Source organism: Sphingomonas sp. GM_Shp_1, from assembly GCF_026540895.1.
Taxonomy (GTDB): Bacteria; Pseudomonadota; Alphaproteobacteria; order Sphingomonadales; family Sphingomonadaceae; genus Sphingomonas.
The window spans coordinates 1-23,230 of sequence record NZ_JALNUR010000038.1 but is presented as its reverse complement, the minus strand read 5'-3'; the positions used below and the strand labels follow the sequence as shown (position 1 = coordinate 23,230).

Below are 23,230 nucleotides of genomic sequence, written 5' to 3'. Positions count from 1 at the left end.
TCGCCCGGCCGATCCGATGCGGGTCACCGCTTGAACAGCGCGTCGGCGCTGGCCCGGTGGAGCGAGGCGCGCGCCATATGGCTTCGCGTCCGCTCGATCTCGCCCTGCAACACCGCGATCCGCGCTTCCAGCTCGGCGAGCGAGAGCGGATCGAGGTCCGCCTGGACCAGCGCGGTCAGGCTGTCCGGCGTGCGGAGGGGGGAATCATCCGTGTCCATCTGGGTATGCAGCGTTGACCCGGTGGCCCTCGATGTCAATAACGGTCGCGAAGACGGACGGGCGAAGGGGGCGGATGGGTGCGCGCGGATAGCGATGTGATGGGGATTGTCGACATTCCCGAAATGATGACCGCCATCGATCCCGAGGTGGCGGGCGGCCCCGAAGTACTGGTGCCCCTACAGCGTCCCACCCCCATGCCGGGTGAGGGCGAGGTGCTGATCCGCGTCGCGGCGGCGGGGGTCAACCGGCCCGACGTGATGCAGCGCCAGGGCCTCTATCCGCCGCCGCCGGGCGCGCCGTCGATCCCGGGGCTGGAGATCGCGGGCGATATCGTCGCGGTCGGTGCGGGCGTCGGGTTCGAGATGCTGGGCCAGCCGGTCTGCGCGCTGATCGGCGGCGGCGGCTATGCCGAATATGCGGTCGCGGTCGCCGAGCACTGCCTGACCGTGCCGCACGGCCTTTCGATGGTGCAGGCGGCGGCGTTGCCGGAAACGCTGTTCACCGTCTGGACCAACGTCTTCGAGCGCGCCTATGCCCGCGACGGCGACGCCCTGCTGGTCCATGGCGGGACGAGCGGTATCGGCACCATGGCGATCGCGCTGGGCAAGCTGTTCGGCCTGACGGTCATCGTCACCGCCGGATCGGACGAGAAATGCGCCGCCGCCGAAAAGCTCGGCGCGGCCAAGGCGATCAACTACAAATCCACCGATTTCGTCGAGGCGGTGAAGAGCTTCACCGACGGGCGCGGCGTCGACATCGTGCTGGACATGGTCGGCGGCGACTATGTCCCGCGCAACCTGAAATGCCTGGCCGAGGAGGGGCGGCACGTCTCGATCGCGGTGCAGCGCGGGGCCAAGGCCGAAATCCCGATCTGGGAGGTGATGCGCCGCCGCCTGATCCTGACCGGATCTACGCTGCGCGGGCGCGACCGCGAGTTCAAGGCGATGGTCGCCGACGAGATCGCGCGGATCGTCTGGCCGCATGTCGAGGAAGGGCGGCTTCGCCCGGTCATCGACCGCAGCTTCCCCCTGGCCGAGGTGGCCGACGCCCATCGCCGGATGGAGGCGGGCGACCATCTGGGCAAGATCGTCCTGACGCTGGACCATTGATCCCAGGACGCCGGACTTGATCGCGGCCGCAAAGCTTGCGACGAAGCAAAAGACCGGATCGGCTGTTTTTCCGGTGTCGATTTCAGTGAGGATCGTAAGGGGGCATGGCGATGGCGCAGCGATGGGGGCGAGCGGGGCTCGCCATGATGGCCGTCGCGACATGCGCCGCTCTGCCGCTTCCGGCGCTGGCCCAATCGGCTCGCGATATCCTGACCCAGGCGTCGTTCGGCGATGCGGACGAGGCGAGCGCGCTGCGCCGCGTGGCCAATGCCTATGCCGCCGCGGGCAATGCGTTGCGGCGGGCACCCGACGACCGGGAGGCTTTGCTGATGCGCGCTACCGCACTCGGCTATCGCGCGAAGCTGACCGGGAACCGCACCGATGCGGTGGCGGCGCGGCGGCAGTTCGAGGCGCTGGTCGCGCAGAACCCCCGCGATGCGGAGGCGCAGGTGGCGCTGGGGGCTTGGCATATCGGCGCAGTGAAGAAGCTCGGCACGATCATGGGGCGGGCCGCGCTGGGGGCGCAGCGATCCTTGGGGCTGTCCGCGCTGGAGCGGGCGGTGGCGCTGGGCGGTGACCGCGCGCTGTTTCCGGGGCTTGCCGCGCTGTTGCGGCTGGAACTCGATCCGCGCGACCCGCGTGGCCGGGCGCTCGCCGAGCAGGCGACCCGCGCCGAGGCGCCCACGGCGCTCGACCGCATCCTGCAACGCGGTGCGGCGCAGGTGCTCGTCCCGCTGCGTGCGGGGGATACGCAGGCGGCGCGCAGGCTCGCCTCGCAGCTTCTTCCCTTCGGTCGATTCGATGAGGATTGAGCCCCGGCGCCGGGTCTGATAGGCGTCGCTGCTTAGGCCCGCCGGACCAATCCGGACAGTTTGTGGCGGTGCACCTTGCTCTTGGGTGCGGCTTTCACTAGATTTACCGCCGCTACGGCCGCTCCGATGAGGGGCGGCCCTTTTATTTTCCGACTGGAGTGATCTTCGTGGCCCAGCCGCTCATGCCCCATGCGACCGCTTCCTGGCTGGTCGACAACACATCGCTCTCGTTCGAGCAGATCGCGGATTTCTGCGGCCTCCACATCCTCGAGGTGCAGGCGATCGCCGACGACACCGCCGCCACCAAGCTGACCGGTCGCGATCCCGTGCGTGCGCACGAACTGAACCAGTCCGAGATCGAGAAGGCGCAGGCCGATCCCGATTACCGGATGAAGATGACCAAGGGCCCCGAGCAGGTCCGCCGTACCAAGGGCCCGCGCTACACGCCGGTCAGCAAGCGGCAGGACAAGCCGGACGGCATTGCCTGGATCATCCGCAACCACCCGGAAATCTCGGACGGGGCGATCAGCAACCTGATCGGCACCACCCGCACCACGATCGCGGCGATCCGCGACCGCAGCCACTGGAACATCGCCAACATCACGCCGAAGGACCCGGTGACCCTGGGCCTGACGACGCAGCGCGAGCTCGATTCGGCGGTGGCGAAGGCGGCCAAGTCGACCGGCGGCAATGCCGATGCGCAGCCGACCGACACCCGGCTGGAGGGCGATCGCGAAGCCCTGCTCGCCTCGCTGCGTGCCGAGCGCGAGCAGCAGAGCCGCGACGTCGATTCGATCGGCCATGGCCAGGGCGACGACGTCATCGACCCGCACTCGCTGTTCCGCAATTGATCCTATCGGGCTTCGGCCTGAGGAAAGGGGCGTCCGCCGACAGGCCGGGCGCCCCTTTCGCGTTTGGGGGAACGGCGGCTCTCCTGTCCCGTTGACCCGGGCAGCAAGGAGATCGTCCATGTCCGATACCGACAAGCGCCCGCCCCAGCCCTTCGACCGCGACAGCGGCTATTCGGGGCAGGGCTATACCCGCGACGACGAGGACGCGATGGGCCGCGCCGAACCGGCGGGCAGCGTCACCACCACCGCGCCCGCGCCGGGTGAGGGCCATGCGGAAACCAGCCTGCCCGCAGACAATGGCCGGCGCGCCTCGGTCGATCCGAAGACGGGCGAAGTGCATGGCAGCGGGGCAGGAGCCGGTGGCGGCAACCGGGGCGACGAGATCGACGAGGTCGACCCCGCGACTCCGCCGGGCGTCGGGCCACGGCCGGTGAATTGACGGTCCACTCCGTCAACATCTCATCGTCGCCCCAGCGCAGGCTGGGGCCTTTATCGAGCGCGCGGGAACGATTGTCAGAGATCCCAGCCTGCGCTGGGATGACGGTTCCCGGTAAGCCGTCGCGCGTCGACGCTCGCCGCAAACTGCGGCGTCACCTATCCGACGATGTCAGGGGAAAGTGGCAGGAGTGCACGGACTCGAACCGTGGGCCCTCGGTTTTGGAGACCGATGCTCTACCAACTGAGCTACACTCCTGCGAGGCGGCTGCCATTAGCCCGGTGGATCGGGCAGGGCAAGCGCCTGATGTGCGAAAATCGAAGATTCTTGGGAGGCGGGGGCTTCTATACCCGAGATTGACCCAACCGGCCTTCACGCGTATAGCCCGCCGCTGCACGAAGGCGATTTCTCGAGATTCGGGACTTATCCGTCGGGCAAGCTTGAACATTGCTGGATGCGAATAGGGCCGGGCGCAAGCCACGATGGCCCCTTTTTGTATTCCGAAGTGCTGTGATGGCTCCAGCAAAGTAACCTCATGGAAAGGTGAAGGCTTCAATGCCGACGATCAACCAGCTGGTCCGCAAGGGCCGCGAACTGCAGAAGGCCAAGTCCAAGGTCCCTGCAATGGAGCAGAACCCGCAGAAGCGCGGCGTTTGCACCCGTGTCTACACGACGACCCCGAAGAAGCCGAACTCGGCGCTTCGCAAGGTGGCCAAGGTTCGCCTGACCAACCAGCGCGAAGTCATTTCGTACATTCCGGGCGAAGGCCACAACCTGCAGGAGCACTCGGTGGTGCTCATCCGCGGCGGCCGTGTGCGCGACCTTCCCGGCGTGCGCTACCACGTGCTGCGCGGCGTCCTCGACACGCAGGGCGTGAAGGATCGCAAGCAGTCCCGCTCGAAGTACGGCGCCAAGCGTCCGAAGTAAGCCGGTCGGGCCTCATTCGAGGCTCCTCGACCATCAAAGGCTGAAGTTTTGTAAGGAAATACGAGAATGGCTCGTCGTCGTCGTCCCGAAAAGCGGGAAATCCTGCCGGACCCCAAGTTCGGAGATGTGGTCCTGTCGAAGTTCATGAATTCGGTCATGCTGGACGGTAAGAAGTCCGTCGCCGAATCCATCGTCTATGGTGCTCTGGAAACCGTCGAAACGCGCGCCAAGCGCGATCCGATCGGCGTGTTCCACGATGCGCTGAACAACATCAAGCCGGGCATCGAAGTCCGTTCGCGCCGCGTCGGCGGTGCGACGTACCAGGTTCCGGTCGAGGTCCGTCCGGAGCGTGCCCAGGCTCTGGCCATCCGTTGGCTGATCGGCGCGTCGCGCGCCCGTTCGGAGAACACCATGGCCGCGCGTCTGTCGGGCGAGCTGATGGACGCCGCGAACAATCGCGGCAACGCGGTCAAGAAGCGCGAAGATACGCACCGCATGGCGGAAGCGAATCGCGCCTTCTCGCACTACCGCTGGTAAGGGATTGCGGCGGGACCGGATTTATTTCCGGCCTGCCGCAACCTTTTCGGAGCGCGGTGCCGGCGGTCTTCCGCTGGTCACGCAAACAGCCTATATAAGGGGGAGCCGGGCCAACCGGCTCCCCCCTACGCTTGAGGAAGATCGATCATGGCCCGCAGCCATCCGCTCGAGAAGTATCGCAACATCGGCATCATGGCGCACATCGATGCCGGCAAGACGACCACGACCGAGCGCATTCTTTATTACACCGGCAAGTCCTACAAGATCGGCGAAGTGCATGAAGGCACCGCCACCATGGACTGGATGGAGCAGGAGCAGGAGCGCGGCATCACCATCACGTCGGCCGCGACGACCTGTTTCTGGAACGACAACCGCATCAACATCATCGACACCCCCGGGCACGTCGACTTCACCATTGAGGTGGAGCGTTCGCTCCGCGTGCTCGACGGCGCGGTCGCCTGCTTTGACGGCGTGGCGGGCGTTGAGCCGCAGTCGGAAACCGTGTGGCGTCAGGCCGACAAGTACGGCGTGCCGCGCATGTGCTTCGTCAACAAGCTGGACCGTACCGGCGCCGACTTCTATTTCTGCGTGAACTCGATCATCGAGCGTCTGGGCGCGCGTCCGGCGGTCCTGTATCTGCCGATCGGCATCGAGGGCGGCTTCAAGGGTCTAGTCGACCTGGTCGAGAACCGCGCGATCATCTGGCTCGAAGAGTCGCTGGGCGCCAAGTTCGAATATCAGGACATCCCCGATGACCTGAAGGAAAAGGCCGCCAAGTATCGCAGCGACCTGATCGAAATGGCCGTCGAGCAGGACGATGCCGCGATGGAATCGTACCTGGAAGGCAACGAGCCCTCGGTCGAGGAGCTGAAGAAGCTGATCCGCAAGGGCACGCTGGAAATGGCGTTCGTCCCCGTGGTCTGCGGTTCGGCGTTCAAGAACAAGGGCGTGCAGCCCCTGCTCGACGCGGTCATCGACTATCTGCCGTCGCCCCTCGACGTTCCGGCCATCAAGGGCGTGAAGCTCGACGGCGAGACGCCGGACGAGCGTCCTTCGTCGGACACCGAGCCCTTCTCGGCGCTGGCGTTCAAGATCATGAACGATCCGTTCGTCGGCTCGCTCACCTTCGCGCGCATCTATTCGGGCAAGCTCGAAACGTCGTCGCAGGTCCTGAACTCGGTGAAGGACAAGAAGGAAAAGATCGGTCGTATGCTGCTCATGCATGCGAACAGCCGTGAAGACATCCAGGAAGCCTATGCCGGCGACATCGTCGCGCTGGCGGGCCTCAAGGACACCACGACCGGCGACACGCTCTGCGCGCAGAACGCCCCGATCATCCTGGAGCGCATGGAATTCCCCGAGCCCGTGATCGAGCTGTCGGTGGAGCCCAAGACCAAGGCCGACCAGGAGAAGATGGGCGTCGCGCTCAATCGTCTCGCGCGCGAGGACCCCTCGTTCCGCGTGACCTCGGACGCCGAGTCGGGCCAGACCATCATCAAGGGCATGGGCGAGCTCCATCTCGAGATCCTGGTCGACCGCATGAAGCGCGAGTTCAAGGTCGAGGCGAATGTCGGTGCGCCGCAGGTGGCGTATCGCGAATACCTCAAGAAGCCGGTCGACATCGACTACACGCACAAGAAGCAGTCGGGCGGCACCGGCCAGTTCGGCCGCGTCAAGGTCAAGCTGACGCCCGGCGAGCGTGGTTCGGGCTTCGTCTTCAAGGACGAGATCAAGGGCGGTAACATTCCGAAGGAATATATCCCCGCGATCGAGAAGGGCTTCCGTGAGACCGCGGAAACCGGTTCGCTGGTCGGCTTCCCGATCATCGACTTCGAAGTCCTGCTGTATGACGGCGCGTACCACGACGTCGACTCGTCGGCGCTGGCGTTCGAAATCTGTGCCCGTGGCGCGATGCGCGAAGCGGCCCAGAAGTCGGGCATCACGCTGCTCGAGCCGGTCATGAAGGTCGAGGTCGTGACCCCGGAAGACTATCTGGGCGACGTCATCGGCGACATGAACAGCCGTCGTGGCCAGATCCAGGGCACCGACACGCGCGGCAACGCGCAGACGGTCGAGGCGATGGTCCCGCTGGCCAACATGTTCGGCTATGTGAACGCGCTCCGCTCGTTCACCCAGGGTCGTGCACAATACTCGATGCAGTTCTCGCACTATGACGAAGTGCCGCAGAACGTTGCGGACGAAGTCAAGGCGAAGCTCGCCTAACGCGTATATCGCGCCCCCGGGGCAACTGGGGGCGCGAACACGCTAGGGGCTGGCAATCACCTGAAACACCCGCTATGGGGCCGCGTTCGCGTGGCCTCGGATGCGGCACCGAATTCGATTCAGAAGGTAGGAAAATGGCAAAGGCAAAATTCGAGCGGAACAAGCCGCACCTCAACATCGGCACCATCGGTCACGTCGACCATGGCAAGACCTCGCTGACCGCCGCAATCACCAAGGTTCTGGCCGAAACGACCGGCGGTACCGCCGTCGACTTCGCGAACATCGACAAGGCTCCGGAAGAGCGTGAGCGCGGCATCACCATCTCGACCGCGCACGTCGAGTATGAGACGACGAACCGCCACTATGCGCACGTCGACTGCCCCGGCCACGCCGACTATGTGAAGAACATGATCACCGGCGCGGCGCAGATGGACGGCGCGATCCTGGTCGTGTCGTCGACCGACGGCCCGATGCCGCAGACCCGCGAGCACATCCTGCTCGCCCGTCAGGTCGGCGTGCCCGCGATGGTCGTGTTCATGAACAAGGTCGACCTGGTCGACGACGAAGAAATCCTTGAGCTGGTCGAGCTGGAAATCCGCGAGCTGCTCAGCTCGTATGAATTCCCGGGCGACGACATCCCCGTCATCAAGGGTTCGGCCACCTGCGCCCTGTCGGGTTCGAACGACAAGTTCGGCAAGGAAGCCGTCCTCGAGCTGATGAAGGCCGTTGACGAGTACATCCCGCAGCCGGAGCGTCCGCTCGACAAGCCGTTCATGATGCCGATCGAAGACGTGTTCTCGATCTCGGGTCGTGGTACGGTCGTCACCGGCCGCGTCGAGACCGGCATCGTCAAGGTTGGCGAGGAAGTCGAGATCGTCGGCATCAACGACACCCGCAAGACCACCGTCACCGGCGTCGAAATGTTCCGCAAGCTGCTCGATTCGGGTGAAGCCGGCGACAACATCGGCGCGCTGATCCGTGGCGTTGCGCGCGACCAGGTCGAGCGTGGCCAGGTTCTCTGCAAGCCGGGTTCGATCAAGCCGCACACCGACTTCAAGTCGGAAGTGTATGTCCTGTCGAAGGAAGAAGGCGGCCGTCACACCCCGTTCTTCGCGAACTATCGTCCGCAGTTCTACTTCCGCACCACGGACGTCACCGGCACCGTCGAGCTGCCTGAGGGCACCGAGATGGTCATGCCGGGCGACAATGTCGCTCTGGGCGTGAAGCTGATCGCTCCGATCGCCATGGACATCGGTCAGCGCTTCACGATCCGTGAAGGCGGCCGAACCGTCGGCGCCGGCGTCGTCAGCGCGATCGACAAGTAAGTCTCGGGCGAAAGCCTGTTACTTCTTGAGGAAGGCCGGCCCCGGCGACGGGGTCGGCCTTTTTCGTTGGTCACTCCGTCGCCCCAGCGCAAGCTGGGGCCTTTCTCGGTAGGCGGGGCACCTTCGCGAGAGATCCCAGCCTTCGCTGGGATGACGGACTGAACCCCGTTCGCACCGAGCGATGTCTAAGTGCACGCCCCGGGGTGCGCGCCTGACGTCGCCTTCGACTTCGCTCAGGCTGAACGGCGGTGGAGAGTAGGGCGGAGCCGCGCATGGTTCCGCACTTCCAACAAAAACCCGCATCCACCCCCTTGCGGCCCTCGGTCCATATGCGTATAGGCACACGCCTTGAGGGAATCGGCTGGCACCGGAAACACCGGAGTCGGCCGTTTGCTTTTAGTGAGGGCAGGGGTGGTTCGCCGCCACTGTCGTAACCCAGAGTTTGTTTCGGCCCAAGGTCGCCTTCACGGCGGACGGTCGAGTGCCTGGTCGGATCGACCGATCGCACTCGTCGCCCGCATGGAGAAAACCGGAAAGCCCGCTCTTTCGCATCGGTAGGGATCATGGACAGCAATATCCGCATTCGTCTGAAGGCGTTCGACCATCGCGTGCTCGATCAGGCGACCGGCGACATCGCCGACACCGCGCGCCGCACCGGCGCTCTTATCCGCGGTCCGATCCCGCTTCCGACGCGCATCGAGAAGTTCACGGTCAACCGTGGTCCGCACATCGACAAGAAGTCGCGCGAGCAGTTCGAGGTCCGCACCTACAAGCGGATGCTGGACATCGTGCAGCCGACCCCGCAGACCGTCGATGCGCTGATGAAGCTCGACCTCGCCGCAGGTGTTGATGTCGAGATCAAGCTGGCGTAAGAGAGCCAGCATTCCCGTGGTCGACGATTCCGTCCCACGGGATTTTGGCGTTTCCCGGTCCAAAGCTGCCGGAAAACGCGCCGAGGTCGCTCCTGTGATCCGGCACTCTTAAGGGATACCTCCCGGTGGTTTCGCGCAAGCGAGATGGTGCCGGGGCAGCGTCCCCCGTCTGACCGGTCCGCCGGTCACCAGCCCGGGACGGGGGCTCGTTTCGCTTTATCCGGGCTGGATATGCCCCCCTTGAATGGTTCTTGGGGGCCTCTGTCGAGGAAGGAACAGGATCATGCGTACCGGCGTGATCGCGAAGAAGCTGGGGATGACCCGCCTGTTCCAGGACGATGGTCGGCACGTGCCGGTCACCGTTCTGGCGCTTGAAGGCGTACAGGTCGTCGCCCGCCGCGAGATGGATCGTGACGGCTATACCGCCGTCCAGCTTGGTGCAGGTGTCGCCAAGACCAAGAATGTTGCCAAGCCGCAGCGTGGCCACTTCGGCAAGGCCGAAGTCGAGCCCAAGCAGGTGCTGGTCGAGTTCCGCGTGAACGAAGACGGCCTGCTGGACGTCGGCGCGGAAATCTCCGCCGACCATTTCGTCCCCGGCCAGTATGTCGATATCCAGGGTCGTACCCAGGGTAAGGGCTTTGCCGGTGCGATGAAGCGCTGGAACTTCGGTGGTCTGCGTGCGACCCACGGCGTCTCGGTCTCGCACCGTTCGCATGGTTCGACCGGTAACCGTCAGGATCCGGGCCGCGTCTTCAAGAACAAGAAGATGGCCGGCCACATGGGCGACAAGAACCGCACCCAGCAGAACCTGGAAATCGTGTCGACCGACGTCGAGCGCGGCCTGATCTTCGTCAAGGGCTCGGTGCCCGGCTCGAAGGGTGGCTGGCTGATCGTCAAGGACGCGGTCAAGGTTTCGCGTCATGCGGACGCCCCGTTCCCCGCCAGCATCAAGGCGGCCGCCAACAACAACGCTTCTGCCGAGCCTGCTCCGGAAGCCACCGAGAGCCAGGAGGGCTAAGTCGTGAAGGTCAAGGTTCAATCCTTCGCCGGCACCGACGCCGCAGAGATCGAGCTCAACGACGAGGTCTTCGGCCTCGATCCGCGTGCCGACATCCTGCACCGCGTTGTGACCTGGCAGCTGGAAAAGCGTCGCGCCACCGCGCGCGGCACCCGTGAGCGCGCCGATGTCGCCCGCACGGGCAAGAAGCTCGGTCGCCAGAAGGGCGGCGGTGTCGCTCGTCACGGCGATCGTCGGGCCCCCGTCTTCATCGGCGGTGGTAAGGCGCACGGCGCCCGCGTCCGCGACTTCAACCCGGGTCTGAACAAGAAGGTTCGCGCTCTGGGCCTGAAGATGGCGCTGTCGAGCCACGCCAAGGCGGGTTCGCTGATCGTGATGAACGATCTGGCCGTCGAGGGTAACAAGACGAAGACGCTGCAGGGCGATCTGGTGAAGCTCGGCTTCGGCAAGACCGCGCTGGTCATCGATGGCGACGCCGTCGAAACGTCGTTCGCGCTGGCCGCGGGCAACCTGAAGGAAATCAACGTCCTTCCGGCCGCCGGCGCCAATGTCTACGACATTCTGAAGCATGACACCCTGGTGCTGACGCGCTCGGCTGTCGAAAAGCTGGAGGCCCGTTTCCATGGCTAAGCAGCAGAAGGCGGTCGATCCGCGTCATTACGACGTGATCGTCGCGCCGCACATCACCGAGAAGGCGACGCTCCTCAGCGAGCACAACGCCGTGGTGTTCAAGGTCGCCCCCGGTGCTACCAAGCCCGAGATCAAGGCGGCGGTGGAAGCGCTGTTCGACGTCAACGTCACCGGCGTGAACACCATCGTCCAGAAGGGCAAGACCAAGAAGTGGAAGGGCGCTCCGTACCAGCGCTCGGACATGAAGAAGGCGATCGTCACCCTCAAGGACGGTCAGTCCATTGACGTGACGACGGGGATCTGAGGCGATGGCACTCAAGCATTATAACCCGACGAGCCCGGCCCGCCGCGGCCTGATCCTCGTCGACCGCTCGGCGCTGTGGAAGGGCGCGCCCGTCAAGGCGCTCACCGAAGGCAAGCGCAAGACCGGCGGCCGCAACAACAAGGGCCATGTGACCAGCCGCGGTATCGCGGGCGGCCACAAGCAGCGTTACCGCTTCATCGACTTCAAGCGTCGCCAGTGGGACGTCGAAGGCACCGTGGAACGGATCGAATATGATCCCAACCGCACCGCCTTCATCGCGCTGATCAACTACGGCGCCGATGCCGAGGGCAAGGACAACGTTGCCTACATCATCGCGCCGCAGCGTCTGGCCGTCGGTGACAAGGTCATCGCGGGCAAGAAGACCGACGTGAAGCCGGGCAACGCGATGGAACTGGGCCAGATGCCCGTCGGCACCATCGTCCACAATGTCGAGATGAAGCCCGGCAAGGGCGGTCAGATCGCCCGTTCGGCCGGCACCTATGTGCAGGTCGTGGGCCGCGACAAGGGCATGGTCATCGTCCGCCTGAACTCGGGCGAGCAGCGCTACATCCATGCGAACTGCATGGCGACGGTCGGCGCCGTGTCGAACCCCGACAACGGCAACACCAACCTGGCGAAGGCCGGTCGCAACCGCTGGAAGGGCCATCGCCCGCTGACCCGTGGTGTGGCGAAGAACCCGGTCGACCACCCGCACGGCGGTGGTGAAGGCCGGACCTCGGGCGGCCGTCATCCGGTCACCCCGTGGGGCAAGCCGACCAAGGGTGCGCGCACTCGTCACAACAAGGCGACGGACAAGATGATCATCCGTAGCCGCCACGCCAAGAAGAAGGGCTAACACGCAATGGCTCGTTCCGTTTGGAAGGGTCCTTTCGTGGACCTCCATCTCCTGAAGAAGGCCGAAGTGGCTCAGGATGCCGGCAACCGCGCAGGTCCGATCAAGACCTGGTCGCGCCGCTCGACCATCCTGCCGTCGTTCGTCGGTCTGACCTTCAACGTCTACAATGGTCGCAAGTTCGTTCCCGTCTCGGTGAACGAGGACATGGTCGGCATGAAGCTCGGTGAATTCGCGCCCACGCGCTACTTCCCCGGCCACGCTGCCGACAAGAAGGGTAAGCGCTGATGTCCAAGCCCGCATCCCCCCGCAAGGTCGGTGACAAGGAAGCGCTGTCGGTCGGCACGCAGATCCGCGGTTCGGCGCAGAAGCTGAACCTGGTCGCGGGCCTGATCCGCGGCAAGAAGGTCGGCGACGCGATGAACATCCTCGCCTTCTCGACGAAGGCGATGGCCGTCGACGCGCGCAAGGTCCTGGCCTCCGCGATCGCCAATGCCGAGAACAACCACAACCTCGACGTCGACGCCCTCGTCGTCGCCGAGGCGTCGGTCGGCAAGTCGATCACCATGAAGCGTTTCGCGACGCGCGGTCGTGGCAAGTCGACCCGCATCCTGAAGCCGTTTTCGCGGCTCCGCATCGTCGTCCGCGAGCAGGAAGAAGCATAATGGGTCAGAAGAGCAATCCGATCGGCCTGCGTCTCCAGATCAACCGTACCTGGGACAGCCGCTGGTTCGCCGAAGGCCATGACTATGGCCGCCTGCTGCTGGAGGATCTGAAGATCCGCCAGTTCATCATGAAGACGCTGCCCCAGGCCGCGATCTCGAAGGTCGTCATCGAGCGTCCGGCCAAGCTGTGCCGCATCTCGATCTTCGCGGCGCGTCCGGGCGTGATCATCGGCAAGAAGGGCGCCGACATCGAAAAGCTTCGCAAGAAGCTTGGTGCGATGACCTCGTCCGAAGTGTCGCTGAACATCGTCGAAATCCGCAAGCCCGAGATCGACGCCAAGCTCGTCGCGCAGGGCGTGGCGGATCAGCTCGAGCGTCGTATCGCCTTCCGTCGCGCCATGAAGCGTGCGGTGCAGTCGGCGCTTCGTCTGGGCGCCGAGGGCATCCGCATCACCTGCGGCGGCCGTCTGGGCGGCGCGGAAATCGCGCGTACCGAATGGTATCGTGAAGGCCGCGTTCCGCTGCACACGCTGCGCGCGAACGTCGACTATGCCGAAGCGCAGGCGCACACCGCTTATGGCGTGTGCGGCGTGAAGGTGTGGATCTTCAAGGGCGAGATCCTGGGCCATGACCCCATGGCGCAGGACCGGCTGATGATGGAGGCTCAGACCTCCGGCGTGCGCCCGGCGCGCGACGATCATCGCCGCTAAGGAACATAGAACATGCTGCAACCAAAGCGCACCAAGTTCCGCAAGGCCTTCAAGGGCCGCATCCACGGCGATGCGAAGGGCGGCACGAGCCTGAACTTCGGTTCCTATGGCCTGAAGGCCATGGAGCCGGAGCGGATCACCGCTCGCCAGATCGAGGCGGCTCGCCGCGCGATCACGCGTCACATCAAGCGCCAGGGTCGTCTCTGGATCCGCATCTTCCCGGACGTCCCCGTCTCGTCGAAGCCTGCCGAAGTCCGCATGGGCTCGGGTAAGGGTTCGCCGGAATTCTGGGCCGCCCGCGTGAAGCCGGGTCGCATCCTGTTCGAACTCGACGGTGTCGACGGCCCGCTGGCCGCCGAAGCGTTCGAGCGCGCCGCGATGAAGCTCCCCATCAAGACCAAGGTCGTTGCCCGTCTGGGCGACACCTCGCACCTCGGAGGCGAGTAATGGCCAAGACTGAATATACCGGCCAGAGCGACGACCAGCTCGTCGAGGCGCTGGGCAACCTGAAGCGTGAGCAGTTCAACCTGCGCTTCCAGGCGGCCACCAGCCAGCTCGAAAAGCCCAGCCGGGTCAAGGAAGTCCGTCGCGACATCGCGCGGATCAAGACCATCCAGGCGCAGCGCTCCGCTGCGGCTGCCAAGTAAGGACCGAGACACATGCCCAAGCGCGTGCTGACCGGGGTGATTGTCTCGGACAAGACCGACAAGACGGTCGTCGTCAATGTGGAGCGGAAGGTTAAGCACCCCCTCTACGGCAAGATCATCCGTCGGTCGAAGAAGTATCATGCTCACGATGAGAGCAATGAGTACAAGGCCGGTGAGACGGTGCGGATCGAAGAGACCGCCCCGATCTCGAAGCTGAAGACCTGGAAGGTCGTCGAGCGGGTCGATACCCACATGACGCCGGAACGGGCCTCGGCCGAAGGCTGAACCCTTTGACTTCGGGCCCCGCTTCTCCGGATCGGAGGAGTGGGGTTCGGATTAAAAGGGGCCCTTCGGGGCAATGAGCGGATTGGTCGAAGGGCGCCAAGCGACTCGCTTGCCTTTCGGACCAGGAGTGGCTATGGGGCCTCTCCCCCTGGCGCGGTAGCCCGCGCCGGGGGTCGTTTTTTAAGGCGGGGTTGGGTCGGAATCCACCCCAGAAGAGAGAAGGAAGCGGATCCATGATCCAGATGCAGTCCAATCTCGACGTCGCGGACAACAGCGGCGCGAAGCGGGTGCAGTGCATCAAGGTGCTGGGCGGCTCGAAGCGCCGTACCGCATCGGTCGGCGATATCATCGTCGTCAGCGTCAAGGAAGCGCAGCCGCGTGGCCGCGTGAAGAAGGGGGACGTTCACCGCGCGGTGATCGTGCGTACCGCCAAGGACATCCGTCGCGCCGACGGTTCGGTGATCCGTTTCGACGGTAACGCCGCCGTGCTGGTCAACAAGAACGAGGAGCCGATCGGCACCCGTATCTTTGGCCCGGTCGTGCGTGAGCTTCGCGGCAAGAAGCACATGAAGATCATCTCGCTGGCTCCGGAGGTGCTGTAATGGCCGCCGCCAAGATCAAGAAGGGCGATCGCGTCATCGTCCTGTCCGGCAAGGACAAGGGCAAGACCGGCACCGTGTCGCTGGCGATGCCGAAGGACGGCAAGGTCGTCGTGGACGGCGTCAACATCGCCACCCGTCACCGCAAGCCCACCCAGGCGAACCCGCAGGGTGGCCTGGAGCGCACCGCCGCTCCGCTGCACATCTCGAAGGTCGCGCACGTGACCGCCGACGGCAAGCCCACCCGCGTCCGTTTCGAGACGCAGGATGGCAAGAAGGTCCGCGTGGCCGTCAAGACCGGGGAGAAGATCGATGGCTGATTACAAGCCCCGCATGAAGGCTATCTATGATGATAGCATCGTCAAGGCGATGACCGACAAGTTCGGTTACAAGAACGTCAACGAGATCCCCCGGATCGAGAAGATCGTGCTCAACATGGGCGTGGGTGAAGCGACGCAGGACAAGAAGCGCGTCGACCAGGCCGCCTCCGAGATGGAGCTGATCGCGGGTCAGAAGCCCGTCATCACCAAGGCGAAGAAGTCGATCGCGCAGTTCAAGCTGCGTGAAGGCATGCCGATCGGTGTGAAGGTCACGCTGCGTCGCGAGCGCATGTACGAGTTCCTGGACCGCTTCATCACGATCGCGCTGCCGCGCGTTCGCGACTTCCGTGGCCTGAACCCCAAGTCCTTCGACGGTCGCGGCAACTATGCCTGCGGCATCAAGGAACAGATCATCTTCCCCGAAATCAACTATGACCGCATCGACAAGGTGCGCGGCATGGATGTGATCGTGACCACCTCGGCGAAGACCGACGACGAAGCGCGCGAGCTGCTGCGTCTCTTCGGCTTCCCGTTCCCCAAGGAAGACGCTGCCGACGAGAAGAAGGCGGCGTAACCGGACTGCCCCCTCTCCACGCCGGGGAGGGGGTCCTTACAGAAAGAGCTTAAGTCCATGGCGAAACTGAGTTCAATCAACAAGAACGAGAAGCGTCGTGCTCTCGTCAAGAAGTATGCTGGAAAGTACGCGAAGCTGAAGGCGATCGCGAACGACCAGAGTCTCGATGAGACCGAGCGTCTGATCGCGCGCCTGAAGATGGCCGAGATCCCCCGCAACGGCAACCCGACCCGTATCCGCAATCGCTGCGAGATCACCGGTCGTCCGCGTGCGTATTACCGCAAGTTCCGTCTCGCTCGCGTCATGCTGCGTGAACTGGCCAACAAGGGCCAGATCCCCGGCGTCACCAAGTCGAGCTGGTAAGGACCATTTGAGATGGCAGTGACCGATCCCCTGGGTGACTTGCTCACCCGCATCCGCAACGGCCAGCGCGCGCGCAAGGACTCCGTCCTGACGCCTGCGTCGAAGCTGCGTGCCCGCGTGCTCGACGTGCTCCAGCGCGAAGGCTATATCCGTGGTTACAGCGAAGAGCAGATGGGCCCCGCGGCTGGCATCCGCATCGAGCTGAAGTATTTCGAGGGCCAGCCCGCGATCAAGCATGTCGCGCGCGTCTCGAAGCCCGGCCGCCGTGTCTATTCGGGCGCGCAGGAGCTTCCGCGCGTTCGCAACGGCCTGGGCATCACCATCGTGTCGACGCCGCGTGGCGTTCTGTCGGACGCCGAAGCGCGCGAGCAGAATGTCGGTGGCGAAGTCCTGGCGGAGGTGTTCTGATGAGCCGCATCGGTAAGAAGGCGGTCCCGGTTCCGGCCGGTGTCACCGCGACCATCGCCGACAAGGTGCTGAGCGTGAAGGGTCCCAAGGGCACCCTCTCCATGCCGCTCGCCGACGAGATCACCTATGACGTCCAGGCGGACGCCATCGCGGTGCAGCCTGCCAACGCCACGAAGCGCGCCCGCGCCTTCTGGGGCATGCAGCGCACCATGGTGCAGAACCTCGTCACCGGCGTGACCGCTGGCTTCTCCAAGAAGCTGGTCATCACCGGCGTCGGCTACCGCGCCGCCGCGCAGGGCAAGACCCTGAAGCTGCAGCTCGGCTACAGCCACGACGTCAACATCGACGTGCCGGAAGGCATCGAGGTGAAGACGCCGGACGCCACCACCGTCGAGATCAGCGGTGCGGACAAGCAGAAGGTCGGCCAGCTGGCCGCCGAGATCCGCCGCTGGCGCAAGCCCGAGCCGTATAAGGGCAAGGGCATCAAGTACGACGGCGAGTTCATCTTCCGCAAGGAAGGGAAGAAGAAGTAATGACCAAGGGTCTCTCTCTTTTCGAGAAGCGCCGTCGGCGCAACCGTACCGCGCTGCGTGCGCGGGCCGGCACCCGTCCGCGCCTGTCGGTGCATCGCTCGGGCAAGCACATTTATGCCCAGGTGATCGACGACGAGGCGGGTCGTACCGTGGCTTCGGCCTCGACGCTGGAGAAGGACGTGCGCGGCCAGTCGGGCGCGAACGTCGCAGCGGCGACCGAAGTCGGCAAGCGCGTGGCCGAAAAGGCCAAGGCCGCCGGCGTCACGCAGGTCGTTTTCGACCGTGGCGGCTTCCTGTTCCACGGCCGCGTCAAGGCGCTGGCCGAGGCGGCACGCGAAGCGGGATTGGAGTTCTAATATGGCTGACGAGAACAACGTGGCCGTTGCCGGTGCCGAAGGCGCCGCGCAGGACGCGACCCAGGGTCGCGGTCCCCGGGGCGGCCGTGGCCGTGGTCCGGGCGGTGGTGACCGCGGCCGTGGTGGCCGTGACGGCAACCGTGGTCGTCGCGACGACCGTCGCGGTAACCCCGAGGAGCAGGGCGAAGAGCTGATCGAAAAGCTCGTCCACATCAACCGCGTCTCGAAGACCGTGAAGGGCGGTAAGCGTTTCGGCTTCGCCGCGCTCGTCGTGGTCGGCGATGGCAAGGGACGTGCGGGCTTCGGTCATGGCAAGGCGCGCGAAGTGCCGGAAGCCATCTCGAAGGCGACCGCTGCCGCCAAGAAGGCGATGGTCCGCGTTCCGCTGAAGGACGGTCGCACGCTGCATCATGATGGCAACGGCCATTTCGGTGCGGGCCGCGTGACGGTGCGTTCGGCGCCCCAGGGTACCGGCATCATCGCCGGTGGTCCGATGCGCGCCATCTTCGAATCGCTCGGCGTCGCCGACGTGGTGACGAAGTCGGTCGGTACGTCGAATCCGTACAACATGATACGCGCCACCTTCGAAGCCCTTGGCGAGCAGACCTCGCCGAAGGCGGTGGCGCAGCGTCGTGGCAAGAAGATCGCCGACCTGCTGGGTCGCGGTCACGGTGCCACCCAGCAGACTGCCGAGGCGGAAGCCGCGGCCGTCGTGGAGTAAGCGACCATGGCTACCATCAAGATCAAGCAGACCGGTTCGCCGATCCGCCGCACCAAGGACCAGCGCGCGACCCTCGTCGGCCTGGGCCTGAACAAGATGCACAAGGTCTCCGAGCTTCAGGATACCCCTGAAGTCCGCGGCATGATCCGCAAGGTGCAGCACATGGTTCAGGTGGTCGAGGGCTAAGCCCTTCCCCATCGGAACTAGCGAATTGGGGCCGTGGTCATCCTTGGGTGACCACGGCCTCTTTTCGTTGGGATAAGGGCGTTGGCCGGACGGCCATCCTTACGGGCCGTTCGTTTCGCGTGAGGGCAGGGGCGTGCCGTTTGCGCGAGCGAGGGTTGCTCCTACGCCGCTTCGATCCGGGGGATGCATCAAGCCTAGCGCGGATCGGCATTCAGGCAGCAGTTTCGTCATTCCTCGCCTGCAAGGGGAGGGGGACCATGCGCAGCATGGTGGAGGGGTGTCCTCCTATCGAGAGCGCGACACCCCTCCGTCAGGCCTGACGGCCTGCCACCTCCCCTACGAAGGGAGGAATAGAATGGACTTAGATCTGACCTCGGGGCGGCGTTCGGCGCTACTAGGACCAATCGACACTCCCGCTACTCCTTCTTCCCTCTCCCCTGGATAGGGGAGAGGGTTAGCGGAGCTCGTCAGCTTGCTGGCTAGCGCAGCTTGGGTGAGGGGGCGAGCGAGCCAAAGGCCCGCGCGCTCGCTCAGGCGGGCGCTCACCCCTCACCCAGCTCCGACTAAGCCTTTGCTTTCGCAAAGACCAAGTCTGCGCAACCCTCTCCCCTCTATGAGGGGCGAGGGAAAAGGCGGGCATATCCGAATGTCGATCCGACCTAGGATTTGCAGGGAAATATGGAGCGCTGCTTACTTCGTGACAGCTAACCGTCCGCCCAGTCCCACCCCCGGCTCGGCCTTTGGCCGACGGGGCTCGATATCTCCGCGCCTCCGCGTCTCCGCGTGCCGCAATCACCTCGCATCTTCGCATCGACACCGATCCGCGTTAGCTGGGAGGCTCCGATCGACGCGACTCGGCTATTTGCGAAGACCCAGTATCCGCCCCAGATGGCGGAATTTGCGCTGGACCAGCCATTGCGCCTGATAGGCCGCCTGCGACACCTTGCCCAGGCTATCGGCAGCGTTGACGATCGGCTTGGTCTGGAAGCGATAATAATTCTTGCTCAGCGCCTGATGCTGCTGGAGCCGTTCGTAGATCGAATATTGCAGCCCGATCTCGTCATTGGTGCGCACCCGGCGGTGCGGGTGCTGGCCGAACAGCGGCATGATCGCGCGGGTGTAGCAGATCGGGCCCGTCGTCTGGAGCGTGCCGGGCGCACCGATGCCCAGGCGCCAGGGGCTGTAATGATCGATATTGGCGAGAGTCCGGTTGATGACCGCTTCGAGGAAGGGATGCTTCGGCTCGGCGATGATATGCCATTGCTGCAACTCGCCCTCGGGCATTTCGGGGAACCGGACGGTGTCGTTCCCCCAATTCTCGTAACGTTCGCCCGGCCGGTTCGCCCAGTGCGAGGTGACGAACGAATCGTCGGGCCGCAACGTCTCTTCGAGCGGACGCGTCGTCGTGCTCTTGATGTCGAGATAGACCCCGCCGCGCGCGTACATCAGCAGATAGCGGAACAGATCGGCCCGCGCTGCGCCGTACTCCGGCCTGATCTTGTTGTAGCTGGCCTGGACCTTCGCGCCATACTCGTCGCGAATGAAGTCCGCGATATCGGCATCGTCGTAAAGATAATGCGAAAAACCGGGATTCTGCGTCTTCAGATGCTCGACATTGGCCAGCAGATCATCGGACAGATCCTTCGTCCGATAGGTCTGGTGGATCAATCGAGGAATCCGGGCGGCGGGCGTCGAATTCATCGGTCGGCCTCATTCGTCATGGAAAACCAGTGTTCATGTGTAGCACGTCGGCGGATGAGGCAAGGCGTTTGCACATAGGGGCGTGGGACGATTTGCGTCATTGACCCCGGCATGGGGGCCTGCGAGAATCGTCGATCTTCGTGGCGCGGCTGTTCGCGACGAAAGGGCGTGACTCCGCCGCCCAACGCTGCTAGGCGCCCGCACTTCCCATCCATGCGCGAAACAAGCGAAAGCGAGTGCAAATCATGAAGCTGAACGAACTTTTCGACAACCAGGGTGCCCGCAAGTCCAAGATCCGCGTCGGTCGCGGTATCGGTTCGGGCAAGGGCAAGACCGGCGGTCGCGGCGTCAAGGGCCAGAAGAGCCGTGAGGGCGTGTCCATCGCGGGCTTCGAGGGCGGTCAGATGCCGCTCCACATGCGCCTGCCGAAGCGCGGCTTCAACAACATCTTCGCCAAGGACTATGCCGAGGTGAACCTGGGCGCGATCCAGAAGGCGGTCGACTCGGGCAAGCTGAAGACCGACGGCACGATCGACCACGCCGCGCTGAAGGCCGCCGGCCTGGCGCGTGGCGGCAAGGACGGCGTCCGTCTGCTCGCCAAGGGCGAACTGACCACGAAGCTGTCGTTCGTCGTGCAGGGCGTGTCGGCCTCGGCGCGCGAAGCCGTCGAGAAGGTCGGTGGTTCGGTCGAAGTGCCGCACGTCGTGCCCGCCGCCGAGAAGGCCGCTGCGAAGAAGGGCAAGACCCGCGCTGCGAAGCTCGCCGCCAAGGCCTGAATCGGATAAAGTCCGCCGCTGTCGGATGGCGCAAGGCCACCATGACAGCGGCGGATTTTTTCATCCGGATTAGACAAGCGCGTCTTCGCGCCTATATGAGCGGCGGGGCGGTTCAAAACGCATCCCGCCGTTTTTCGTTTCCAGGATAACGCAACAGCTATGGCATCCGCAGCCGACCAGATGGCGCAAAGCATCAGCCTGGCGAAATTCGCCAAGGCCACCGACCTCAAGAAGCGGCTGTGGTTCACCATCGGCGCGCTGATCGTCTTCCGCCTGCTCAGCTATGTTCCGCTGCCGGGCGTCGACCCGACCGCGCTGGGCCTGCTGAGCCAGAAGACCACGGGCGGCGTGCTCGACTTCTTCAACACCTTCTCGGGCGGTTCGCTCAGCCGCATGTCGCTGATCGCGCTGGGCGTGATGCCGTACATCACGGCGTCGATCGTCGTGCAGCTCGCGACCTCGCTGAGCCCGCAGCTCGCCGCCATCAAGAAAGAAGGCGAGAGCGGCCGCAAGAAGCTGAACCAATATACCCGCTACGGCACGGTGCTGCTGACCGCGATCCAGGGCTATTTCATCGCCGTGGGCCTCGAGACGCTGGGCGCCAGCCAGGGCATCCAGGCGGTGATCGAGCCGGGCATGACCTTCCGCATGGCGGCGGTCATCTCGCTGATCGGCGGTACGATGTTCCTGATGTGGCTGGGCGAGCAGATCACCAGCCGGGGCATCGGCAACGGCGTCTCGCTGATCATCATGGCGGGCATCGTCGCGCATCTGCCGACGACGCTGGTCAACCTGCTCGAAGGCGGCCGGACGGGCAGCATCGACCCGGTCCGCCTGATCGGCATCATCGTCGCGGTCGTCGTCCTCGTCCTGTTCATCTGCTTCATGGAGCGCGCGCAGCGCCGCATCCTGATCCAGTATCCCAAGCGCGCGACGCAGCGGGGCATGCAGGCGGACCGCAGCCACCTGCCGCTGAAGATCAACACGGCGGGCGTGATCCCTCCGATCTTCGCCTCGTCGCTGCTGCTGATGCCGCTGACCATCTCGCAGTTCGCCGGGCAGCGTGTCGCGGGCGAGAGCCGCTGGGGCGACTTCATCATCAGCCTGAACCAGTATCTGCAGCACGGCTCGCCCGTGTATATGCTGCTGTACGGCGCGGGCATCATCTTCTTCTCGTTCTTCTACACCGCGGTCGTGTTCAACCCGGAGGAGACGGCGGACAATCTGAAGCGCTATGGCGGCTTCATCCCCGGCATCCGTCCGGGCAAGAATACCGAGACCTATCTGGACTATGTCCTGACCCGCATCACGGTCATCGGCGCGGCCTATCTGACGATCATCTGTCTGCTGCCCGAATATCTGGTCTCGGCGTTGCAGATCCCCTTCTATCTGGGCGGAACCAGCCTGCTGATCGTCGTCAACGTGACGATGGACACGGTGACTCAGATCCAGAGCCACTTGCTCGCGCATCAATATGGCGATCTGATCAAGAAGGCGAAGCTGAAGGGCGGCCGCCTGCGTTGATCGCACGGTGGACCAAAGGGAAAGAGGGGAGAGTGACGTGGGCGTGAACATCATCCTGCTGGGGCCGCCGGGGGCGGGCAAGGGAACCCAGGCGCAGCGGCTGGTGGCCAATCGCGGCATGGTGCAACTGTCGACGGGCGACATGCTGCGCGCGGCGGTCAAAGCGGGCACCCCCGTCGGGCTCCAGGCCAAGGCGGTGATGGACGCGGGCGAACTGGTGTCGGACGCGATCGTTTCGGCGCTGATCGGTGAGCGGCTGGATGCTGCCGAGGCGGAAGGTGGCGCGATCTTCGACGGCTATCCCCGGACCGAGGCGCAGGCCGAGGCGCTGGACGTGCTGCTGGCCGAACGTGGCAAGACGCTGGACCATGTCATCGAACTGGCGGTGGATGAGGATGCGCTGGTCGAGCGGATAACCGGGCGTTTCACCTGCGCCTCGTGCGGGGCCGGCTATCATGACAGCTTCAAGCCTCCCCTCGTCGAGGGCGTCTGTGATGTCTGCGGCTCGACCGAGTTCAAGCGTCGTCCCGATGACAATGCCGAGACGGTGCGTACCCGCATGGCCGAGTACCGCGCCAAGACCGCCCCGATCCTGCCGGTCTATGAGGCGCGCGGGATCGTGACGCGGGTCGACGGCATGGCGGCGATGGACGCGGTCGGTGCGGAGATCGATGCGATCCTCGATCGCTGATCCGAACCCGAGTGTGTGAAGAGGGGCGTTCCGAAAGGAAGCGCCCCTTTTTCGT

The 23,230-nt window shown here is 64.6% G+C and carries 33 protein-coding genes and 1 tRNA gene; 31 read left to right on the top strand and 3 right to left on the bottom strand.

Translation table 11 applies throughout. The annotated features are described in order from the left end of the window. Window positions 1–23: 23 nt before the first annotated feature. The gene (locus OXQ33_RS15195; RefSeq protein WP_267435516.1) at window positions 24–218 is read right to left on the bottom strand and encodes a DUF1192 domain-containing protein; all 195 of its coding nucleotides are present in this window, start codon (window positions 216–218) and stop codon (window positions 24–26) included. A gap of 126 nt (window positions 219–344) precedes the next feature. On the opposite strand from OXQ33_RS15195, the gene OXQ33_RS15190 reads away from it, so the two are divergent. The 4 genes from OXQ33_RS15190 to OXQ33_RS15175 all read left to right on the top strand — a co-directional run bounded on the left by OXQ33_RS15190 (window position 345) and on the right by OXQ33_RS15175 (window position 3,430). Beyond that, the gene (locus OXQ33_RS15190; protein WP_267435525.1) at window positions 345–1,328 is read left to right on the top strand and encodes an NAD(P)H-quinone oxidoreductase; all 984 of its coding nucleotides are present in this window, start codon (window positions 345–347) and stop codon (window positions 1,326–1,328) included. Between the two features lie 110 nt (window positions 1,329–1,438). Then, entirely contained in the window at window positions 1,439–2,140 is a 702-nt protein-coding gene (locus tag OXQ33_RS15185) for a hypothetical protein (protein WP_267435515.1), read from the top strand. Between the two features lie 167 nt (window positions 2,141–2,307). Then, window positions 2,308–2,991, top strand: coding sequence for a DUF1013 domain-containing protein (locus OXQ33_RS15180; RefSeq protein WP_267435514.1), 684 nt, complete (start codon window positions 2,308–2,310; stop codon window positions 2,989–2,991). A 118-nt stretch (window positions 2,992–3,109) separates the two neighbouring features. Next, a complete protein-coding gene (locus tag OXQ33_RS15175; protein WP_267435513.1) occupies window positions 3,110–3,430 on the top strand; it encodes a hypothetical protein in 321 nt (106 codons plus the stop codon). Window positions 3,431–3,609: 179 nt separating this feature from the next. On the opposite strand, the gene OXQ33_RS15170 is transcribed toward OXQ33_RS15175, so the two are convergent. Beyond that, window positions 3,610–3,685: transfer RNA gene (locus OXQ33_RS15170), tRNA-Trp, on the bottom strand. Between the two features lie 297 nt (window positions 3,686–3,982). Here OXQ33_RS15170 and rpsL point away from each other — a divergent pair. From rpsL to rpmD, 24 genes are all read left to right on the top strand, one after another. Next, on the top strand, window positions 3,983–4,354 hold the full coding sequence (rpsL, locus tag OXQ33_RS15165; RefSeq protein ID WP_058716507.1) for a 30S ribosomal protein S12: 372 nt from the start codon (window positions 3,983–3,985) through the stop codon (window positions 4,352–4,354). Window positions 4,355–4,420: 66 nt separating this feature from the next. Next, entirely contained in the window at window positions 4,421–4,891 is a 471-nt protein-coding gene (gene rpsG / locus OXQ33_RS15160) for a 30S ribosomal protein S7 (RefSeq protein WP_230481229.1), read from the top strand. Window positions 4,892–5,038: 147 nt separating this feature from the next. Beyond that, window positions 5,039–7,114: an elongation factor G gene (gene fusA / locus OXQ33_RS15155; protein WP_267435512.1), complete on the top strand. Its 2,076-nt coding sequence runs from the start codon at window positions 5,039–5,041 to the stop codon at window positions 7,112–7,114. A 134-nt stretch (window positions 7,115–7,248) separates the two neighbouring features. Continuing rightward, entirely contained in the window at window positions 7,249–8,439 is a 1,191-nt protein-coding gene (gene tuf / locus OXQ33_RS15150) for an elongation factor Tu (protein ID WP_267435524.1), read from the top strand. A 563-nt stretch (window positions 8,440–9,002) separates the two neighbouring features. Beyond that, entirely contained in the window at window positions 9,003–9,311 is a 309-nt protein-coding gene (rpsJ, locus tag OXQ33_RS15145; RefSeq protein ID WP_007406109.1) for a 30S ribosomal protein S10, read from the top strand. Window positions 9,312–9,594: 283 nt separating this feature from the next. Continuing rightward, complete coding sequence (gene rplC, locus OXQ33_RS15140; RefSeq protein WP_056430750.1) at window positions 9,595–10,329, top strand: 50S ribosomal protein L3; 735 nt, start codon at window positions 9,595–9,597, stop codon at window positions 10,327–10,329. Between the two features lie 3 nt (window positions 10,330–10,332). Further along, the gene (rplD, locus tag OXQ33_RS15135; RefSeq protein WP_267435511.1) at window positions 10,333–10,959 is read left to right on the top strand and encodes a 50S ribosomal protein L4; all 627 of its coding nucleotides are present in this window, start codon (window positions 10,333–10,335) and stop codon (window positions 10,957–10,959) included. Then, the gene (locus OXQ33_RS15130) at window positions 10,952–11,263 is read left to right on the top strand and encodes a 50S ribosomal protein L23 (protein WP_042491181.1); all 312 of its coding nucleotides are present in this window, start codon (window positions 10,952–10,954) and stop codon (window positions 11,261–11,263) included. The genes rplD and OXQ33_RS15130 overlap by 8 nt, the downstream gene beginning before the upstream one ends. A 4-nt stretch (window positions 11,264–11,267) precedes the next feature. After that, a complete protein-coding gene (rplB, locus tag OXQ33_RS15125; protein WP_261269267.1) occupies window positions 11,268–12,119 on the top strand; it encodes a 50S ribosomal protein L2 in 852 nt (283 codons plus the stop codon). Window positions 12,120–12,125: 6 nt separating this feature from the next. Next, complete coding sequence (gene rpsS / locus OXQ33_RS15120; RefSeq protein WP_037569384.1) at window positions 12,126–12,404, top strand: 30S ribosomal protein S19; 279 nt, start codon at window positions 12,126–12,128, stop codon at window positions 12,402–12,404. Continuing rightward, window positions 12,404–12,781, top strand: a complete 378-nt coding sequence (gene rplV, locus OXQ33_RS15115) for a 50S ribosomal protein L22 (RefSeq protein ID WP_230481236.1) — start codon at window positions 12,404–12,406, stop codon at window positions 12,779–12,781. The genes rpsS and rplV overlap by 1 nt, the downstream gene beginning before the upstream one ends. After that, on the top strand, window positions 12,781–13,491 hold the full coding sequence (gene rpsC / locus OXQ33_RS15110) for a 30S ribosomal protein S3 (RefSeq protein WP_267435510.1): 711 nt from the start codon (window positions 12,781–12,783) through the stop codon (window positions 13,489–13,491). The genes rplV and rpsC overlap by 1 nt, the downstream gene beginning before the upstream one ends. Window positions 13,492–13,503: 12 nt before the next feature. Continuing rightward, window positions 13,504–13,938, top strand: coding sequence for a 50S ribosomal protein L16 (gene rplP / locus OXQ33_RS15105; RefSeq protein WP_007406071.1), 435 nt, complete (start codon window positions 13,504–13,506; stop codon window positions 13,936–13,938). Then, a complete protein-coding gene (gene rpmC / locus OXQ33_RS15100) occupies window positions 13,938–14,138 on the top strand; it encodes a 50S ribosomal protein L29 (protein WP_267435509.1) in 201 nt (66 codons plus the stop codon). Before rplP ends, rpmC begins: the two co-directional genes overlap by 1 nt. Window positions 14,139–14,150: 12 nt before the next feature. After that, window positions 14,151–14,423 carry a 30S ribosomal protein S17 gene (gene rpsQ / locus OXQ33_RS15095; RefSeq protein WP_058746471.1) on the top strand — a complete coding sequence of 91 codons (273 nt, stop codon included), beginning with the start codon at window positions 14,151–14,153 and terminating at the stop codon, window positions 14,421–14,423. 233 nt (window positions 14,424–14,656) lie between these two features. Continuing rightward, window positions 14,657–15,025, top strand: a complete 369-nt coding sequence (gene rplN, locus OXQ33_RS15090) for a 50S ribosomal protein L14 (RefSeq protein ID WP_007406105.1) — start codon at window positions 14,657–14,659, stop codon at window positions 15,023–15,025. Further along, complete coding sequence (gene rplX / locus OXQ33_RS15085) at window positions 15,025–15,342, top strand: 50S ribosomal protein L24 (protein WP_261269266.1); 318 nt, start codon at window positions 15,025–15,027, stop codon at window positions 15,340–15,342. The genes rplN and rplX overlap by 1 nt, the downstream gene beginning before the upstream one ends. Then, window positions 15,335–15,916: a 50S ribosomal protein L5 gene (rplE, locus tag OXQ33_RS15080; protein WP_042491169.1), complete on the top strand. Its 582-nt coding sequence runs from the start codon at window positions 15,335–15,337 to the stop codon at window positions 15,914–15,916. Before rplX ends, rplE begins: the two co-directional genes overlap by 8 nt. A 57-nt stretch (window positions 15,917–15,973) precedes the next feature. Further along, window positions 15,974–16,279, top strand: coding sequence for a 30S ribosomal protein S14 (gene rpsN, locus OXQ33_RS15075; RefSeq protein WP_042491166.1), 306 nt, complete (start codon window positions 15,974–15,976; stop codon window positions 16,277–16,279). 12 nt (window positions 16,280–16,291) lie between these two features. Beyond that, window positions 16,292–16,687, top strand: a complete 396-nt coding sequence (gene rpsH / locus OXQ33_RS15070; RefSeq protein WP_267435508.1) for a 30S ribosomal protein S8 — start codon at window positions 16,292–16,294, stop codon at window positions 16,685–16,687. Continuing rightward, the gene (gene rplF, locus OXQ33_RS15065) at window positions 16,687–17,220 is read left to right on the top strand and encodes a 50S ribosomal protein L6 (RefSeq protein ID WP_267435507.1); all 534 of its coding nucleotides are present in this window, start codon (window positions 16,687–16,689) and stop codon (window positions 17,218–17,220) included. The genes rpsH and rplF overlap by 1 nt, the downstream gene beginning before the upstream one ends. Then, the gene (gene rplR / locus OXQ33_RS15060) at window positions 17,220–17,576 is read left to right on the top strand and encodes a 50S ribosomal protein L18 (RefSeq protein WP_267435506.1); all 357 of its coding nucleotides are present in this window, start codon (window positions 17,220–17,222) and stop codon (window positions 17,574–17,576) included. Before rplF ends, rplR begins: the two co-directional genes overlap by 1 nt. A gap of 1 nt (window position 17,577) precedes the next feature. Further along, a complete protein-coding gene (gene rpsE, locus OXQ33_RS15055) occupies window positions 17,578–18,297 on the top strand; it encodes a 30S ribosomal protein S5 (RefSeq protein ID WP_267435505.1) in 720 nt (239 codons plus the stop codon). A gap of 6 nt (window positions 18,298–18,303) precedes the next feature. After that, window positions 18,304–18,483: a 50S ribosomal protein L30 gene (gene rpmD, locus OXQ33_RS15050; RefSeq protein ID WP_267435504.1), complete on the top strand. Its 180-nt coding sequence runs from the start codon at window positions 18,304–18,306 to the stop codon at window positions 18,481–18,483. A gap of 858 nt (window positions 18,484–19,341) precedes the next feature. On the opposite strand, the gene OXQ33_RS15045 is transcribed toward rpmD, so the two are convergent. Next, the gene (locus tag OXQ33_RS15045; protein ID WP_267435503.1) at window positions 19,342–20,184 is read right to left on the bottom strand and encodes a glycosyltransferase; all 843 of its coding nucleotides are present in this window, start codon (window positions 20,182–20,184) and stop codon (window positions 19,342–19,344) included. 245 nt (window positions 20,185–20,429) lie between these two features. Here OXQ33_RS15045 and rplO point away from each other — a divergent pair, with 245 nt between their 5' ends. The 3 genes from rplO to OXQ33_RS15030 all read left to right on the top strand — a co-directional run bounded on the left by rplO (window position 20,430) and on the right by OXQ33_RS15030 (window position 23,175). Then, a complete protein-coding gene (gene rplO, locus OXQ33_RS15040; RefSeq protein WP_267435502.1) occupies window positions 20,430–20,960 on the top strand; it encodes a 50S ribosomal protein L15 in 531 nt (176 codons plus the stop codon). A 159-nt stretch (window positions 20,961–21,119) separates the two neighbouring features. After that, window positions 21,120–22,484 carry a preprotein translocase subunit SecY gene (secY, locus tag OXQ33_RS15035; RefSeq protein ID WP_267435501.1) on the top strand — a complete coding sequence of 455 codons (1,365 nt, stop codon included), beginning with the start codon at window positions 21,120–21,122 and terminating at the stop codon, window positions 22,482–22,484. Window positions 22,485–22,527: 43 nt separating this feature from the next. Further along, window positions 22,528–23,175, top strand: coding sequence for an adenylate kinase (locus tag OXQ33_RS15030; RefSeq protein WP_267435523.1), 648 nt, complete (start codon window positions 22,528–22,530; stop codon window positions 23,173–23,175). Window positions 23,176–23,230: the final 55 nt, after the last annotated feature.